The sequence below is a fragment of the Pseudoalteromonas sp. MM1 genome, from assembly GCF_030296835.1.
GTDB lineage: Bacteria > Pseudomonadota > Gammaproteobacteria > Enterobacterales > Alteromonadaceae > Pseudoalteromonas.
In genome coordinates, this window is the sequence record NZ_AP027922.1 from 34,696 (window position 1) to 51,861 (window position 17,166).

At 42.1% G+C, this 17,166-nt stretch carries 13 protein-coding genes, 2 tRNA genes and 3 rRNA genes; 15 read left to right on the forward strand and 3 right to left on the reverse strand.

All coding sequences use genetic code 11. The annotated features are described in order from the left end of the window. Positions 1-214: 214 nt before the first annotated feature. From QUE46_RS00170 to QUE46_RS00200, 7 genes are all read left to right on the forward strand, one after another. Positions 215-1,748: ribosomal RNA gene (locus QUE46_RS00170) — 16S ribosomal RNA — on the forward strand. A 76-nt stretch (positions 1,749-1,824) separates the two neighbouring features. Then, positions 1,825-1,901, forward strand: a tRNA-Ile gene (locus QUE46_RS00175). A gap of 111 nt (positions 1,902-2,012) precedes the next feature. Further along, positions 2,013-2,088 (forward strand) — tRNA-Ala (locus tag QUE46_RS00180). A 300-nt stretch (positions 2,089-2,388) separates the two neighbouring features. After that, positions 2,389-5,273 (forward strand): 23S ribosomal RNA (locus tag QUE46_RS00185). 145 nt (positions 5,274-5,418) lie between these two features. Further along, a 5S ribosomal RNA gene (gene rrf / locus QUE46_RS00190) occupies positions 5,419-5,533 on the forward strand. The 16S, 23S and 5S rRNA genes sit together here with 2 tRNA genes alongside, the layout of an rRNA operon. A 472-nt stretch (positions 5,534-6,005) precedes the next feature. Then, the gene (locus tag QUE46_RS00195; RefSeq protein WP_286245711.1) at positions 6,006-7,199 is read left to right on the forward strand and encodes a hypothetical protein; all 1,194 of its coding nucleotides are present in this window, start codon (positions 6,006-6,008) and stop codon (positions 7,197-7,199) included. Between the two features lie 23 nt (positions 7,200-7,222). Beyond that, positions 7,223-7,663, forward strand: coding sequence for a hypothetical protein (locus tag QUE46_RS00200; RefSeq protein ID WP_374761386.1), 441 nt, complete (start codon positions 7,223-7,225; stop codon positions 7,661-7,663). A 10-nt stretch (positions 7,664-7,673) separates the two neighbouring features. Here QUE46_RS00200 and QUE46_RS00205 read toward each other — a convergent pair whose 3' ends face one another. After that, positions 7,674-9,761: a bifunctional diguanylate cyclase/phosphodiesterase gene (locus QUE46_RS00205; RefSeq protein WP_286245713.1), complete on the reverse strand. Its 2,088-nt coding sequence runs from the start codon at positions 9,759-9,761 to the stop codon at positions 7,674-7,676. Positions 9,762-10,021: 260 nt separating this feature from the next. Here QUE46_RS00205 and QUE46_RS00210 point away from each other — a divergent pair, with 260 nt between their 5' ends. The 8 genes from QUE46_RS00210 (at position 10,022) to QUE46_RS00245 (ending at position 16,140) form a co-directional block, all read left to right on the forward strand. Further along, on the forward strand, positions 10,022-10,954 hold the full coding sequence (locus QUE46_RS00210; protein WP_286245714.1) for a CHAD domain-containing protein: 933 nt from the start codon (positions 10,022-10,024) through the stop codon (positions 10,952-10,954). A gap of 22 nt (positions 10,955-10,976) precedes the next feature. Further along, on the forward strand, positions 10,977-11,876 hold the full coding sequence (locus tag QUE46_RS00215; protein ID WP_286245715.1) for a DUF350 domain-containing protein: 900 nt from the start codon (positions 10,977-10,979) through the stop codon (positions 11,874-11,876). A gap of 3 nt (positions 11,877-11,879) precedes the next feature. Beyond that, the gene (locus QUE46_RS00220; protein WP_286245716.1) at positions 11,880-13,601 is read left to right on the forward strand and encodes a polyamine aminopropyltransferase; all 1,722 of its coding nucleotides are present in this window, start codon (positions 11,880-11,882) and stop codon (positions 13,599-13,601) included. A gap of 80 nt (positions 13,602-13,681) precedes the next feature. Next, the gene (locus QUE46_RS00225; RefSeq protein ID WP_286245717.1) at positions 13,682-14,095 is read left to right on the forward strand and encodes a YjfI family protein; all 414 of its coding nucleotides are present in this window, start codon (positions 13,682-13,684) and stop codon (positions 14,093-14,095) included. 24 nt (positions 14,096-14,119) lie between these two features. Continuing rightward, positions 14,120-14,812, forward strand: a complete 693-nt coding sequence (locus QUE46_RS00230) for a PspA/IM30 family protein (RefSeq protein WP_286245718.1) — start codon at positions 14,120-14,122, stop codon at positions 14,810-14,812. 73 nt (positions 14,813-14,885) lie between these two features. Next, positions 14,886-15,524, forward strand: a complete 639-nt coding sequence (locus tag QUE46_RS00235) for a DUF4178 domain-containing protein (protein ID WP_286245719.1) — start codon at positions 14,886-14,888, stop codon at positions 15,522-15,524. Further along, positions 15,521-15,841, forward strand: coding sequence for a hypothetical protein (locus tag QUE46_RS00240; RefSeq protein ID WP_286245720.1), 321 nt, complete (start codon positions 15,521-15,523; stop codon positions 15,839-15,841). Before QUE46_RS00235 ends, QUE46_RS00240 begins: the two co-directional genes overlap by 4 nt. A gap of 113 nt (positions 15,842-15,954) precedes the next feature. Beyond that, a complete protein-coding gene (locus QUE46_RS00245) occupies positions 15,955-16,140 on the forward strand; it encodes a hypothetical protein (RefSeq protein WP_286245721.1) in 186 nt (61 codons plus the stop codon). Positions 16,141-16,169: 29 nt separating this feature from the next. On the opposite strand, the gene QUE46_RS00250 is transcribed toward QUE46_RS00245, so the two are convergent. Beyond that, on the reverse strand, positions 16,170-16,574 hold the full coding sequence (locus QUE46_RS00250) for a hypothetical protein (protein WP_286245722.1): 405 nt from the start codon (positions 16,572-16,574) through the stop codon (positions 16,170-16,172). A 10-nt stretch (positions 16,575-16,584) separates the two neighbouring features. Then, the gene (locus tag QUE46_RS00255) at positions 16,585-17,148 is read right to left on the reverse strand and encodes a hypothetical protein (protein ID WP_374761387.1); all 564 of its coding nucleotides are present in this window, start codon (positions 17,146-17,148) and stop codon (positions 16,585-16,587) included. Positions 17,149-17,166 lie beyond the last annotated feature (18 nt).

Sequence of the window (17,166 nt, forward strand, 5' to 3'; positions counted from 1 at the left end):
TATAAAGCAATCATCTGTGTGGGCACTCGTACAGATTGAGTTCTAACAGCCAAGCTACTTAGGTAGTGAGGCAAACAAATTTAGAGTCTCAATTGAAACTGAGTGACCAACAGCAATAACTACTCCGGTAGGAATTGCAGCACAGTCAATTCAATATCGAAAGATATTAAATAAATTCAGAATTCATTGAGCTGTCGAAAGACAAAAAACTTTTTAATTGAAGAGTTTGATCATGGCTCAGATTGAACGCTGGCGGCAGGCCTAACACATGCAAGTCGAGCGGTAACATTTCTAGCTTGCTAGAAGATGACGAGCGGCGGACGGGTGAGTAATGCTTGGGAACATGCCTTGAGGTGGGGGACAACAGTTGGAAACGACTGCTAATACCGCATAATGTCTACGGACCAAAGGGGGCTTCGGCTCTCGCCTTTAGATTGGCCCAAGTGGGATTAGCTAGTTGGTGAGGTAATGGCTCACCAAGGCGACGATCCCTAGCTGGTTTGAGAGGATGATCAGCCACACTGGGACTGAGACACGGCCCAGACTCCTACGGGAGGCAGCAGTGGGGAATATTGCACAATGGGCGCAAGCCTGATGCAGCCATGCCGCGTGTGTGAAGAAGGCCTTCGGGTTGTAAAGCACTTTCAGTCAGGAGGAAAGGTTAGTAGTTAATACCTGCTAGCTGTGACGTTACTGACAGAAGAAGCACCGGCTAACTCCGTGCCAGCAGCCGCGGTAATACGGAGGGTGCGAGCGTTAATCGGAATTACTGGGCGTAAAGCGTACGCAGGCGGTTTGTTAAGCGAGATGTGAAAGCCCCGGGCTTAACCTGGGAACTGCATTTCGAACTGGCAAACTAGAGTGTGATAGAGGGTGGTAGAATTTCAGGTGTAGCGGTGAAATGCGTAGAGATCTGAAGGAATACCGATGGCGAAGGCAGCCACCTGGGTCAACACTGACGCTCATGTACGAAAGCGTGGGGAGCAAACAGGATTAGATACCCTGGTAGTCCACGCCGTAAACGATGTCTACTAGAAGCTCGGAACCTCGGTTCTGTTTTTCAAAGCTAACGCATTAAGTAGACCGCCTGGGGAGTACGGCCGCAAGGTTAAAACTCAAATGAATTGACGGGGGCCCGCACAAGCGGTGGAGCATGTGGTTTAATTCGATGCAACGCGAAGAACCTTACCTACACTTGACATACAGAGAACTTACTAGAGATAGTTTGGTGCCTTCGGGAACTCTGATACAGGTGCTGCATGGCTGTCGTCAGCTCGTGTTGTGAGATGTTGGGTTAAGTCCCGCAACGAGCGCAACCCCTATCCTTAGTTGCTAGCAGGTAATGCTGAGAACTCTAAGGAGACTGCCGGTGATAAACCGGAGGAAGGTGGGGACGACGTCAAGTCATCATGGCCCTTACGTGTAGGGCTACACACGTGCTACAATGGCGCATACAGAGTGCTGCGAACTCGCGAGAGTAAGCGAATCACTTAAAGTGCGTCGTAGTCCGGATTGGAGTCTGCAACTCGACTCCATGAAGTCGGAATCGCTAGTAATCGCGTATCAGAATGACGCGGTGAATACGTTCCCGGGCCTTGTACACACCGCCCGTCACACCATGGGAGTGGGTTGCTCCAGAAGTAGATAGTCTAACCCTCGGGAGGACGTTTACCACGGAGTGATTCATGACTGGGGTGAAGTCGTAACAAGGTAGCCCTAGGGGAACCTGGGGCTGGATCACCTCCTTATACGATTTAGAACTTATTTGTTCGTAGTGTCCACACAGATGATTGTTAATTGTAAAGAGAACAACACTTATTGTTTGGGTCTGTAGCTCAGTTGGTTAGAGCGCACCCCTGATAAGGGTGAGGTCGGTGGTTCAAATCCACCCAGACCCACCACTTTGCTACCATACGTTGTTATGACACTCCTCGTTTAGTGAACTAAACATTTGTCGTGTCATGCCTAGTCTGGATCAAAGTCGGATAACAAACAGTAAGACCAGCATATGTGGGGCTATAGCTCAGCTGGGAGAGCGCCTGCCTTGCACGCAGGAGGTCAGCAGTTCGATCCTGCTTAGCTCCACCACTTTACTTCTTAAAAATAAATATTCTTTATCGGGTAGCAACATCACCTGAGAATAGAGTGTGTTTAATTTTGAGAAGTTTTTGATTCTCTGCTCTTTAAAAATTTGGAAAAGCTGATAATAAAATTCGTATGAATGACATTTGTTATTTATACAGAGTTTTCAAAAGTAAAAAAGAATGATAGCAGTATCATTCAGTGCCAATTTAATCATTCGTGATTAATTGGTATCTACTTTAGTATTCAATATTAACTTCTGGCGAAGTTAAACTGTCACATAACAAAGACCCGTTTGGGTTGTATGGTTAAGTGACTAAGCGTACACGGTGGATGCCTTGGCAGTTGGAGGCGATGAAGGACGTATTAACTTGCGATAAGCCTAGTCAAGCTAGTAAAAAGCGCTTGAGACTAGGATTTCCGAATGGGGAAACCCACCTGCTTGCAGGTATCGTTAACTGAATACATAGGTTAACGAGGCGAACGCGGAGAACTGAAACATCTAAGTACCCGTAGGAAAAGAAATCAACCGAGATTCCGATAGTAGCGGCGAGCGAAATCGGAACAGCCCTTAAGCTGATTATGTGTTAATGGAAGGCTCTGGAAAGTGCCACGATACAGGGTGATAGTCCCGTACATGAAAACGCATTTTGAGTGAAATCGAGTAGGTCGGAGCACGTGAAACTTTGACTGAATATAGGTGGACCATCATCTAAGGCTAAATACTCCCAACTGACCGATAGTGAACCAGTACCGTGAGGGAAAGGCGAAAAGAACCCCTGTGAGGGGAGTGAAATAGAACCTGAAACCGTGTACGTACAAGCAGTAGGAGCCCTTCGAGGGTGACTGCGTACCTTTTGTATAATGGGTCAGCGACTTATATTTTGTAGCGAGGTTAACCGATTAGGGTAGCCGTAGGGAAACCGAGTCTTAACTGGGCGAATAGTTGCAAGGTATAGACCCGAAACCCGGTGATCTAGCCATGGGCAGGTTGAAGGTTGAGTAACATCAACTGGAGGACCGAACCCACTAACGTTGAAAAGTTAGGGGATGACCTGTGGCTAGGAGTGAAAGGCTAATCAAACCGGGAGATAGCTGGTTCTCCCCGAAATCTATTTAGGTAGAGCCTCGGACGAATACTTACGGGGGTAGAGCACTGTTAAGGCTAGGGGGTCATCCCGACTTACCAACCCTTTGCAAACTCCGAATACCGTAAAGTACTATCCGGGAGACACACGGCGGGTGCTAACGTCCGTCGTGAAGAGGGAAACAACCCAGACCGCCAGCTAAGGTCCCAAAGTCATAGTTAAGTGGGAAACGATGTGGAAAGGCCCAGACAGCCAGGAGGTTGGCTTAGAAGCAGCCATCCTTTAAAGAAAGCGTAATAGCTCACTGGTCGAGTCGGTCTGCGCGGAAGATGTAACGGGGCTAAACTATGCACCGAAGCTGCGGATTCATCTTAGGATGAGTGGTAGGGGAGCGTTCTGTAAGCCGTTGAAGGTGACCCGGGAGGGTTGCTGGAGGTATCAGAAGTGCGAATGCTGACATGAGTAACGATAATGCGGGTGAAAAACCCGCACGCCGGAAGACCAAGGGTTCCTATCCCATGTTAATCAGGGTAGGGTAAGTCGACCCCTAAGGCGAGGCCGAAAGGCGTAGTCGATGGGAAACGGATTAATATTTCCGTACTTGGTATAATTGCGATGGGGGGACGGAGAAGGCTAAGCAAGCATGGCGATGGTTGTCCATGTGAAAGTGAGTAGGCTAGTGACTTAGGTAAATCCGGGTTGCTGTTAGGCTGAGACACGAGACGAGTCACCAAGGTGATGAAGTTGCTGATGCCATACTTCCAGGAAAAGCCTCTAAGCTTCAGATTATACCGAATCGTACCCCAAACCGACACAGGTGGTCAGGTAGAGAATACTAAGGCGCTTGAGAGAACTCGGGTGAAGGAACTAGGCAAAATCGTACCGTAACTTCGGGAGAAGGTACGCTCCTATCTGTGATGAGACTTGCTCTCTAAGCGGACGGGAGCCGCAGTGACCAGGTGGCTGGGACTGTTTATTAAAAACACAGCACTGTGCAAAATCGCAAGATGACGTATACGGTGTGACACCTGCCCGGTGCCGGAAGGTTAATTGATGGGGTTAGTTTTCGGACGAAGCTCTTGATCGAAGCCCCGGTAAACGGCGGCCGTAACTATAACGGTCCTAAGGTAGCGAAATTCCTTGTCGGGTAAGTTCCGACCTGCACGAATGGTGTAACCATGGCCACGCTGTCTCCACCCGAGACTCAGTGAAATTGAAATCGCAGTGAAGATGCTGTGTACCCGCGGCTAGACGGAAAGACCCCGTGAACCTTTACTACAGCTTGGCACTGAACATTGAACCTACATGTGTAGGATAGGTGGGAGACTTAGAAGCAGAGACGCTAGTTTTTGTGGAGTCGTCCTTGAAATACCACCCTTGTAGTTTTGATGTTCTAACGTTGGCCCCTGAATCGGGGTTACGGACAGTGCCTGGTGGGTAGTTTGACTGGGGCGGTCTCCTCCCAAAGAGTAACGGAGGAGCACGAAGGTTGGCTAAGTACGGTCGGACATCGTACGGTTAGTGTAATGGTAGAAGCCAGCTTAACTGCGAGACAGACACGTCGAGCAGGTACGAAAGTAGGTCATAGTGATCCGGTGGTTCTGAATGGAAGGGCCATCGCTCAACGGATAAAAGGTACTCCGGGGATAACAGGCTGATACCGCCCAAGAGTTCATATCGACGGCGGTGTTTGGCACCTCGATGTCGGCTCATCACATCCTGGGGCTGAAGTCGGTCCCAAGGGTATGGCTGTTCGCCATTTAAAGTGGTACGCGAGCTGGGTTTAGAACGTCGTGAGACAGTTCGGTCCCTATCTGCCGTGGGCGTTTGAGAATTGAGAGGGGTTGCTCCTAGTACGAGAGGACCGGAGTGAACGAACCGCTGGTGTTCGGGTTGTCATGCCAATGGCATTGCCCGGTAGCTACGTTCGGAACTGATAAGCGCTGAAAGCATCTAAGCGCGAAGCAGGCCTCGAGATGATTTCTCACTAGACTTTTAAAGTCTCTGAAGGGCCGTTGAAGACTACAACGTTGATAGGCAGGATGTGGAAGTGGTGTGAGCCATTAAGCTAACCTGTACTAATTACCCGTGAGGCTTAACCATACAACGCCAAACGCGTTTTATGTGACAGAAACAAGCGACAGAAGTTAATAGCTAAAGTAGATAGCAACGAAGAAACTTAAAAAATATTATCAGATATTTTCCAGATTTAGTTAGTACGTAGAAATACGGACTAACACCTAATTTGCTTGGTAACCATAGCGTTTTGGACCCACCTGACCCCATGCCGAACTCAGTAGTGAAACGAAACAGCGCCGATGATAGTGTAGCATTTGCTATGTGAAAGTAGGACATTGCCAGGCTCCAAATAAGAGAAACCCGTTACAGCGATGTGACGGGTTTTTTGCTGTCTGTAAGAAAGTGAAAATATTAGTTGTCAGCCATCAGTTATCAGCTGCACAGCGTCAACCTGTACTTCGTAGCGTGGGTTGAGTATCACGAAACCCGCGGGTAAGGCTCGCCACAGAGCTCAAACCCTTTGCAATGATACCAATACGCAATAATACTTAATCATTTTGCCTAGCTATCAACACGTTTTTCCACTCTCAAAATAGAACGCTTCATTAAGTGAATTGGTATTACAGTACAAGCAGATATCTTAAGTTAACCAATTTATTAAGATGTATAAAAATAATAACTTATAGTTCAGACTATTTTGATCCACACTCTTTAACTTTGACTATAGTTATACCTCATAATAATTATTCTGCAGAATTATAAAATGTCGTTACTTTTTAATATTCAGCGCTTTTTCATATAGGTTGCTGAGTGTCTATGCGAAATAAAATATTTCAGATATTCGTTTTAATCGTGGGCTTATATCACTTACCGGCTAAATCAGGTGAGTTTGATTTTTCAGGCTACGCGCGTGTTATTGGTGGTTATTTAGATGAAAAAGATATCGAATATAGAGGTTACGACGACACTCTTAACTTTTCACCATCAAGCTTAATAGGTCTTCAAGCTGAGTATCAGTTTAATAAAAACTGGTCAGTGACAGGACAAGGGTTACTTAGATCTGATAGCACAACGGTATCTGGTGAGAGTGGACTTGAATGGCTTTATTTAACTTATACTCCTACAACCAATCTGCAGATAAAAGTCGGTAAGCTGCGCACCCCATTTTTTACAATGAGCGATTTCTCTGATGTAGGATTTGCTTATCCATGGATCAATCCGCCACAACAAGTGTACGACACGTATTTATTTAAAACATTTAATGGTATTGATGCAATTTACAAATTTGGCTCAGATGACTTTGATATCAGTATTGAAGGGTACTATGGCGAAGAGTCTGGAAGTATTGGCATAGGCCGTTTTAAAACAGGCTTTGAGGTTGATAATTTAGTGGGTGTGATAGGGAAGTTGAATATTGAAAATATAGAGTTTAGGGCTTCAAGGTATAACGGTAACATAGCGTTAGATCTTAAATCGATTAACCAACTACAAGATATTTTAGAGAATTTTAATTTTAGCCAAAGTGCAGCATCGCTGACAACGCAGGGCAGTGCACATGCAGATCAGTTTGGTGTTATTTATGATAATTTAGATTATTTTTTTAGAGGTGAGTGGGTAAAGATTAAAACACAGTTAGATATAATTCCGATTATACAAAGTTATTACTTAACCGTAGGCTATAACGATGCACCCTTTACTTATCATTTAACCTTTGCAGACAGCGATGTAGAGATTAATGCCACGCAGAATGAAATCCCTATCGGTGCTAATGTAGAGCTTGATCAGCTGGCACAGGCTTATAACAACATATTTGCAGAGTCGGCGCCTGACTCACTAAAAACATGGACACTCGGTATACGATGGGATGTGCTACCTAATCTGGCGTTAAAAGCGGAAGTATCTGCTTTAGAGGGCGATGAGGTTAGTAATTCTTTTTTTGTTATCCCTGAGGATGTTAGCTTTAATAGAAAAACGAATCTTTACCTTATTGGCTTAGATTGGGTATTTTGACGATGTATTGTAAGTTAACTTATGTGATTAGACATATAATACTGCTGTGTATTTTTACTTGGTCATTATTGTTTATTAGCGTACAAGCCTACGCGGATAATAGCCACACAAGTAATGTGATCATTGTTGTTAATACGGCCAATAAAAACTTAGCTTTGAGTAAGCAGCAAATTCGCCATATTTATATGGGCGGCGCGATAAGTCGTCAATTTAAAGCAGTAAATTTACCCGCCGGAAACCCGTTACGAATCGACTTTAATACGAAATTGGTTGGCTTAACCGAATCCAGAATTCAGGCTTATTGGGCTCAGATGAGATTTACAGGGCGTAGCAAGCCACCCGTTGAATTTAGCTCGACTAAAGAAATTATTGCGTATTTATTGAAAGAAGAAAATGCAGTTGCTTACTTACCTGCTGATATAAAAATTCCGGACGAGCTAACTGTTGTAACGCTAACGCCCTAGTAGCGCTGACTTATTTTAAAGTTAGCGCTTTAAATGCCTCTTTTGCTTGAGCTTTAGCTGCTGGAATGTGTGATATAGCTACAGGCTTTGCAAAATAATACCCTTGCATTTCATCACTGCCATTTTTAATCAGGTAGTTAGCCTGACTGGCTGTTTCTATACCCTCACTACATACCTTTAAACCTAAGCGTTTACTTAAATCGAGTATGGCCTTTAATACCGCCGCATCCTTTTCTGAACTGTCAAATTGATTAACGAACATACGGTCAATTTTGATGGTATCGATATCTATTTTTGTAAGGTAGCTTAGCGATGAATATCCCGTTCCAAAATCATCAAGGGCTATAGAGCCGCCCATTTTTTTTATTTGATTAAAGAATTCATTGGAGTTTTTAAAATTATCCAAGTAGCTTGATTCGGTTATTTCAAACTGGATATTTGCAATGTCGACGTTGTATTTAACCAATTTATTTTTTACAACATTAATAAAGTGATTATCTTTAAGATCATGGCTCGATAGGTTTAAAGAAACGAGTACATGGTTACCTATAGTTTGTTTTAATGTGGGTAAATCTTGAAATACCCTGGAGACTACCCACTGTGTGATTGCTTTTATTTTACCTGCTTGCTCTGCAATGGGTATAAACTCGCCTGGTGAAATAAAACCAAGCTCTTCACTTTGCCACCTAATAAGGGCTTCAAGGCCATTAATTTCACCATTGGCAGCTATTTTTAACTGATAGACAACTTCAAACTCATTTTGCGCAATTGCATGACTAATTAAATTAGCAACTTGAGCCATTCGCTTGCTGTTTTCTAACATTTCTTTATGAAAAACAGTGTACGACCCTTTACCTTTTTCTTTTGAGGCATACATTGCTATATCTGCATTACTAATTAATGTATTAATATCAAACCCAACCTCTTTGGCATGGGCAATCCCAATACTGACTCCGGTGGGTATATCCCATTGGTTAATAGTAAAAGGCGTTTGCATTGAGCTGATAATTTGCTCCGCAATAGTAGTAACCAGGGCGTAATTATTTATATTGCGCAGCATTATTAAAAACTCATCGCCCCCTAAGCGTGCAATAACATCGTTTTCGCGTATATGCTTTTTGATATTACTGGCTACCGCCTTTAAAAGTAGGTCGCCCGTTTCATGGCCAAGTGTATCGTTAACACCTTTAAAGCTATCTACGTCGAAAAACATGATTGCTATATCTTGCTCGTTGCTTTTACTGCGTGTTAACTCTTCTTGTAGTAAAGCCATAATAAACAGACGATTAGGTAAGCCAGTTAATATATCGTAGTTAGCTAGGTGCTCCATTGATTGCTTTTGCTTTAATAGTTGTGCGGTGTTTTTTTGATTAGTGAGTACTTGGGTGTGAATAGTGTTAAGCAAGTTATTAATATCTTTACCAAGTCGCGATACTTCGTCGCTGCCGGAGCTCTGATATTGAAGTTGGTAGTTAGTCGTTTTTTCTACTTTTTGCGTGAACTTAGAAAGTTTTAGTAGAGGGCTTAATAAATGTTGATATATCCAAAAAGAGATGATGATGGTGATCACTATACTAAAAAAAACGATTGGGGCTGCACTAAAAAATAAGCTCGCTTTGCTTTCATTTAGAGGCTTATTAAAGTCCTGAACAATTAATAAATAGCCTACAGGGAATTGCTCCTCACCAATTGTTTTTAAGGCTACTAAACCTTGGTTAGTTGTACTCACCGCATGGGGCAAACTTTGCGGCTTGATCCCTTGTAACTTGGGGGAAAACTCATCAAGCTTTAAGTAATTAGGATGAACATAGGACTGTATTAGTTGCCAATTACTATCAAATACATTTACAAACTTTATGTGCTCGTACCTATCTAACCCCAAAAGCTCAGTTGTGATAGAAAATAAGTCTATCTCTTGCGACATCACACGTAACAAATTATCTGAAATATTTGATGACATCGCATCGAGATTTTCTTCAACTGATTGGCGGTATAAATCCTCGTGCTCATTAATTGCCAAATAAAAAACAAAACTAGAGCTTAGTACGATTAAACAAGTCGTAATAATAATAAATTTGTTACGAATACTATGAAACATTTAGCCAAATCCCTTCTTACTGTCATGCTCTTTCACTAAAAGAGTTATTACTTATTGTTGTTATTTATTAATAGAAGGCTTACTCGTAGCGCTGATGTTACTTAACAAATTTGTGAGTAACAGAATGTGTTTAAATTCATAGAGTAACTATAGCTGGTTATTTTATTTTAGGCAGACTTACTTTGTTGCAATTTCATTCTTGGCTTAATAAGTGACCTGTGTAAGACTAATGCGGTTATTTATTAAATCAGGTGACATGAATGTCGAATATAAAAGCTTGGAAACTTATGAGCCTGTTTTGTTTGCTTGCAGTGCTTATGGGTTGTCAATCTAAAGAAGAGCAACTACAACAAACAATTCAAGAGTCTATTAAAAAGGCAGATGTTGAGCTTTCACAGCTTGGTACTGCGCTTGATAATGGCACGATACGTAATGCTGTATTGCTTAAAGAATATGGCAAACTCCTTAAACAGCAACAGCCAGAACTTAGTCAGGTTGTTGATGTAATTACCCTTGATGCTACAAGGCAAGGTGCACTTTACAGTGGTTTAACACAACGACTTAAAGATATTAAAGGCACTTATTTAATTCCTCCCTACGAAGACACGCTACACAGTATTGACTTACTACGTGAGGCGGCTAAGCCTACGTTGTTTTCTGATGCGTTAACTGACCCGATTAATATGCTAGCCGATATGTCTAAAGGCAGCCTTGCGCGTGTTGGTGCTATTAGCAAAGAAGCGGAGGGCGCAGGTGAAGGTAATCAGCTGGTAGGCAACCCTAATTACGGAAACTGGCAAACTAATAGTAGTGGTATTAGTTTTTGGCAGTGGTATGGGATGTACCGTATTTTAGGCGATGTATTTGACCGTGTTGAATATGGACGTTGGAGCAGCCGTCGTAAGTACAGCTATTACAACGACTACGGCCGTTACCGCTATTCAAGTCCTAAACAAATTAAAACGCAAAGTGCGTTAGAAACACGTACGCGTCAATCGTACCAACGCCAAGGCAAACAGTTTACTAGCCCTTATGCGAGCAAAAAAACGGGGGCTTCGGGCTTAAGCCGTAGTAGCTATACGCCGCCTAAAAGCCGCAGCAGTTACTCACGTTCTAGTAGCTACAGCAATAGCTCTGGATCGATACGCAATAGCGGTAGCAGAACCTCTCGTGGCGTGAGCCGTGGTAAGTAAAGAATAAGTTGGAGTTAGAAATATGTACGAATTTAATGGAATAACTATGTGGTCGCTACAAGCTTTGGCGATTGATTTTGCAATTATAGTGTTGTTATTTGTAAGCCTAAAATATATTAAAGGTTGGGTTTCAAATTTACATGCGAATGATGAAATAACAGAGCGCGATAACTTTGCGTTTGGTATTAGCTTTGCGGCAGGCTTAGTTGCTCTTGCCATTGTACTAACGGGTGTGAGTAGTGGCGCGTTTGCTGCGTCTTTACAACAAGAAGCCCTGCAAATGCTAGGCTATGGTGTATTAGCCATTATCCTGATTAAATTAGGCCACTTTTTTCAAGATAAGGTTGCGCTTCGTAAAGTCAGCCTGCACGACGAAATTGTAAAAGGTAATGTAACGGCCTCTATTATCGACTTTGGTCATGTAGTGAGTGTGGCTATTGTGATTCGCTCTGCACTTTTATGGGTAGCAACAGAGGGCTGGCACGGGCTGCCTATCGTTATTGCTGCTTTTATTATTGGCAGTGTTGCACTACTGCTTGTAAGCCAATACCGCGTACAGTTATTTAAGCGTACCAATAAGAGCGGTGATTGTTTACAGCAAGCTATTATTGATGGCAATTTAGCTGTAGGTATACGCTACGCAGGCTTTTTAGTGGGCAGTGCCTTAGCTATTACAGCAGCATCGGGTATTGCACCGTATGCGGCCGATAACATTAATGCTAGCCTGCTTTACTGGGCTATTAGTGCGATTACAAGTTTAGTGGCATTCATCATTTTGCATTTAATCACCATCAAAATAATTTTATCAGGTTGTGATATTTCAGATGAAGTTAACCGTCAGAAAAATGTGGGTGTAGGTGCTATTTCTGCTGCAGTGTCGTTCGCTGTAGGTATTACTATGGCAACTTTACTAGGCGCATAATCAGTGTCATCAACTACAACTAGCCCAAGTAAATCACGTTTACTTGGGCACGATATTTTACTAATCACTGTTATGGCCGTACTCGCTGGGTGCGGCCTTATTTATGAATACTTACTTTCGCATTACGCAGGGCGAGTACTGGGCTCTGTAGAAAGTGCTATTTATGCCATGATTGGCACCATGATAGTTGCCATGGGCTTAGGCGCATTTTTAGCCCGTTGGTTTAAAGATGCTTTTACCGCCTTTGCTTGGCTGGAAAGTATTATTGCCCTGATTGGTATGGGCTGTATTTTGGCAATAGCCGGTGTAATTGCTGTAAGTTACTCACTGCCTCATTTATTTTCTAGTATTTTTAATTTACCGCCAGATGTTGTGCTTAACGGCTATGTATTTCAAAAGCTGCAAGAGTGGTCACGCTTTTTACCTTATGTGTTTGGTTTAGTACTGGGTTTGTTTATTGGGATGGAAATACCGCTTATTGCGCGTATTCGCCAACATGTGTACGGGCGCTTTTTAGAAAACAATGCAGGCACCATTTATGGTGCCGATTATATTGGCGCCGGTATTGGTGCGGCTATTTGGGTAAGCATTATGCTGGCGATGCCTATAATGCAAGCTGCAGCGTGGACAGCGCTTTTTAATATATTGGCAGGGCTCGCCTTTTTATGGCGCTACCATACTCATGTGCGCTTTGCTAAGGCACTTTTAGTTTGTCATATAGTATTACTGGCATTGTTTGGGTTTATTTTAGTGATGGGAAGTAGCTGGATGAACAGCTTAAGTAATGTGCTTTACAAAGATAAAGTTATTTACTCACAAGCAACTAAATACCAGCATGTAGTATTAACTGAGCGCTTAAGCAAAAACCAGCCTGTGCCTATTACCGACTTGTATTTAAATGGGCGCTTGCAGTTCTCAAGTATTGATGAGCAAATATATCATTCAATGCTGGTGTATCCGGCAATGCTCGCATCAAACCGGCATGATAACGTATTAATTATTGGTGGTGGCGACGGGCTTGCCCTTAGAGATGTTTTAAAGTGGCCAGTGAGCAAGGTAACGTTAATTGATTTAGATGCACAGCTGCTTAATCTATTTGGCCATAAAGACGGTGATTTTACAGCACCTGAGTCTATAAGTAAGCGGTTATTAGCGCTAAATAAGCAATCGATGTTAGATTCGAGAGCCAATATTATTGTGGGAGATGCGTTTTTAGAGATTGAAAAGCTGCTTGATCAAGGTAAGCAATTTGACACTATTTTAATCGACTTGCCAGACCCTAATCACCCCGATTTAAACAAAATGTACAGCGACTATTTTTATAACCATGTGCGTCAATTGTTAGCCCCTGATGGCGCAATGGCAGTGCAATCAACCTCGCCTTATCATGCCAAAAAAGCATTTTTAAGTATTGCTAAAACGGTAAAAGCGGCAGGTTTTGATTATGTTGAGCAGTATCAGCAAAATATTCCTTCGTTTGGACAGTGGGGGTGGACTATTGCCACTAAAATGGGTCAACCAGCCAGTGGGCGAATTAAAAATGTAAGCGAAATGCCGGTGCCATCAAGGTGGGTAAGTAAAGAATATTTATTAGCCAGTTTTGTATTTCCTAACCAGTATTTTGAACAAGTTAAAAGTATTGAGGTCAATAGGTTAGGTTCAGGTCAGCTATATGATTACTACCGTAATGCGTGGCAGATAGAAAGCGAATTGTATAAAAATTAATAAAACATGGTTGACATAATATGTCGACCGTGCGAATCTTAACTCAGACATAATATGTCAAACAGCAAAAAGGCAGAGACATGGAATTAAATGAACTTTCAATAAAATTAGCTTCTTTTGAAACAGAAGGCGCTAACTTTGAGTCTTTCTTGATTGCCAACCCTGGTGAGCAAGATGTTTTACAAGTCATAGTTGATGGAAACGATGAACTTCCAATTTTTGTAACGCAAACACAAGAGCAGTTGTTATGTATTAGCTACTTGTTTGGCGAAGATGAAGTAAAAAGTGAATTAAGCAACGAGTTAAACGAAACACTACTACGTTTAAACGTGCCAATTCCACTGAGTGCATTTGCTAAAATCGATAACAAATACGCGATTTTTGGTGCACTGTCGGTAAATTCATCATTAGATGATATTACCCACGAACTAGTGACACTAGCAGACAACGCTATTGACGCACTAGAAGCCGTGACCTTGTATTTAAACGATTAGTAACTAGTTAGTGGAGTTAAGATTATGAGTATATTAAAAAAATTATTTACAGCAGTACGTGGCGGTGCGCGTGAAGCGGGTGAAGCAATTGTAGATGCAAACGGTATTCGTATTTTTGAACAAGAAATAGCAGATGCGCAAAATGCACTTAATCGTGCTAAAAAAAGCCTTACAGAAGTAATGGCTAAAGAAATGCAAACTAAGCGCAAAATTAGCGCGGTAGATGCATCAATTGCTGAGCACGAAGCGTATGCTGGCCAAGCACTTGAAAAAGGTAACGAAGCCCTAGCTTTAGAAATTGCAGAAAAAATTGGCGACTTTGAAGCTGAAAAAGCTGAAAACGAGCAAGTATTAGCAGGTTTCAGCAATCACATTGTAACGCTTAAGCAGCAAGTTAAAGACGCTGAAAAGTCGATTAAAGAAAACCAACGCCAGCTTACTATGGTTAAAACCACAGAAAGCGTACAGCAAGCAACAATGGCTGTTAACAGCACGCTTAATACTAATAGCTCGTCTATGACCTCGGCTCGTCAGTCGCTTGAACGTATTAAACAGCGCCAGCAAGATCGTAGCGACCAATTAGGTGCGGCAAAAGAGCTTGAAGCAGATGCAAACGGCGATGACTTAAAAGCAAAAATGGCTGAAGCAGGCATTGGCGATACAAGCCCAAAAAGCGCTGATATTTTAGCGCGCATTAAAGCCAAGCAAAACGGCTAATTGTTAGTACATTATTTATAAAAGGTAATTAAGCATAGCTTAGTTACCTTTTTTGCTTAAGGGATGCCTCATTATGTTTAATTTTTTCAAATCAAAAAAAGAGCCAGAACGTCAGCTTAACCATGCAAGTGAGCTTAAAAAGGGCGATATGTTTACCGTTATCGATTCATTTGCGTACCCGTCGTGGTTAAAAGGGCAAACGCTGCGTGTTATTGATATTCAAACCTATCAATATCAGCACAGTAGTGATACTGAGTTTGTGCTAGAGACGAACAGCGGTCAGGTAGTATTTTTACAAATTGAGCAAGATGATGGCGAGCAATGGGCTAATTTTTCAATAAAAATTCAGCGTGATGACGTAGAGCAAATATTTGGGCTAGACGAATTTGCACGTATTTTTGATGAAGAGTCGTTAACCCATATACAGGTGCAAAATACGCCAGAGCAGTTTATGCAGTTTTTAGCTAAAAGCTATCAGCAAAGTGAATCGCCTTATGTGTGTTATTTCCATAACAAAGATTTTCGTGGCCAGTCGTTACCGCGCTATGAGCAAGAAGGTGGCGAACCTTGTGAAATGATTTGTTTAGCGTCGCCGGACGAAGGGCATGGCTTAAATATTGAAATATGGGATGGCGGTGAGACTGAAGTGTCACTAACGTTAACACGCCCAATTACCGATATAGTCGACTTATTTCCAGGAGATGCGAAGTGAGTGATGCTAAAGACAAGTGGTTACGTCAAGAGCAAGCCGTGCGTGCCACGCAAATGGCATTTGATTTAAGCAGCGAAGTACAAAAGTCGATAAAAAAGCAGGCGATTGACCAAGAGCTGACGCCCTCAGATATGATCCGTAAAATTTTAGGATTAGATGTAAAGTCTAAAAAAACACGTCAACGCCTATCGTTTAATTTAAACGATGATGAAATAGCCCAATTAGCAACACGGTTTAATGTCCAAAGTGACGATAAGCGAGCTGTAAAACAGCAAGTTGCCGAGCTTTTAATTACTCATACAAAAAAAGCTAAATAGTGAATCAACGCTCTGGAAAATTAATCTTTTTTAGAGCGTGGGCTCGATAAAAACAGTGATTTCACGTTCTTTGTATTAAGCCCTTATACTAATAACTATAAAGAAGTACTGCTTTGAATATTATACTAATTACCTACCTTATTATATTTGCTTTGTTTGGCACCGCAGCCAGCTATTTTGTGCGCTTTATTTATGCGTACTGGGTAAAAAAAGAAATGCCAATGAAATACATTGTTAAAGCAGGAATTTGCGTGGTGTTAGTAGTGGTTTTATCAGCGCTAATTCCGTTATTAAATTAACGCTTAATTTAAGGTTTAATAGTGTAAAGCTATTTTATATCAAACGCTTGGCATTGCTGATTAATACACAGGGTTTGTACTTCAAGCACGGGTGAGCAATCGGTTAAACCTTGCGCTTTGTTTTGCGCTTCTTGCTGCTGTGTAATTTTGTGTGCCACTTCTTCAGCATACTCTTGCGAGGTGTTAAGTGTTGAATACACAATATACTTACTTGGTCCACCACATGCTCGTGCACCGACTTCGAGTACCTTACATTGAAAGCTTGCGGTGCAACTATTATCACTCACAATGTTATTAAGATCGTAGTTCAAGTCAGACAAATTCTGATTTTTCTCAGTACCTGATGATGTGCTTGCACAGCCGCTAAGTAATAGCATAGCGCTGGTGGCAACACTCACAATTGATAATTTAATTGCTGATGGTAAACAACTCATAACCTTGTCCTTAAAATACACTTACCGCTGAGCCTTCAAGTTTAACACATTTATTTTCAACACACTGCGTGCTTGGCGAAGTTAAATGCTGGCATGTGCTCATCATTTCATTTTGTGTGTTGTAGGTTTTTTCAAGCGTTGTTATTTGCTTAGCAAGCGAACTGACTTGCCCCTCTTTAGCTGCTTTTGTTGAGTAAACAATATAATTACTTGGCCCGCCACAAGCTTTGCTTCCTACCGGCATAACTCTACATTGTGCCGATGTATCACACTGTGTATTGGCAATGAGCGTATTAAGTTCGCTTTTTGCGGTTTTAATGTCGTTAAGTGATACTTCTTTTTCAAAGGCTTTTATTGGTTGAGATGCATCAGTAGGGTTCTTGTGCTTGTTTTCACTGCTGGTTTGTTGAGGTACATCTTTATGCGGTACTTCTTTAAGCTCGTTCACCGAATTAGTGGGTGCATCTTGCGATGTTGTTTCGAGGCATGCAGTTAAACAAAGTGGTAAAAGTAGGGCTAACAGTGGAGTACGCATAACAAACCTTGATAGTGATGAATTATTCATCACTATCATACACGGTGCATTTTTAAC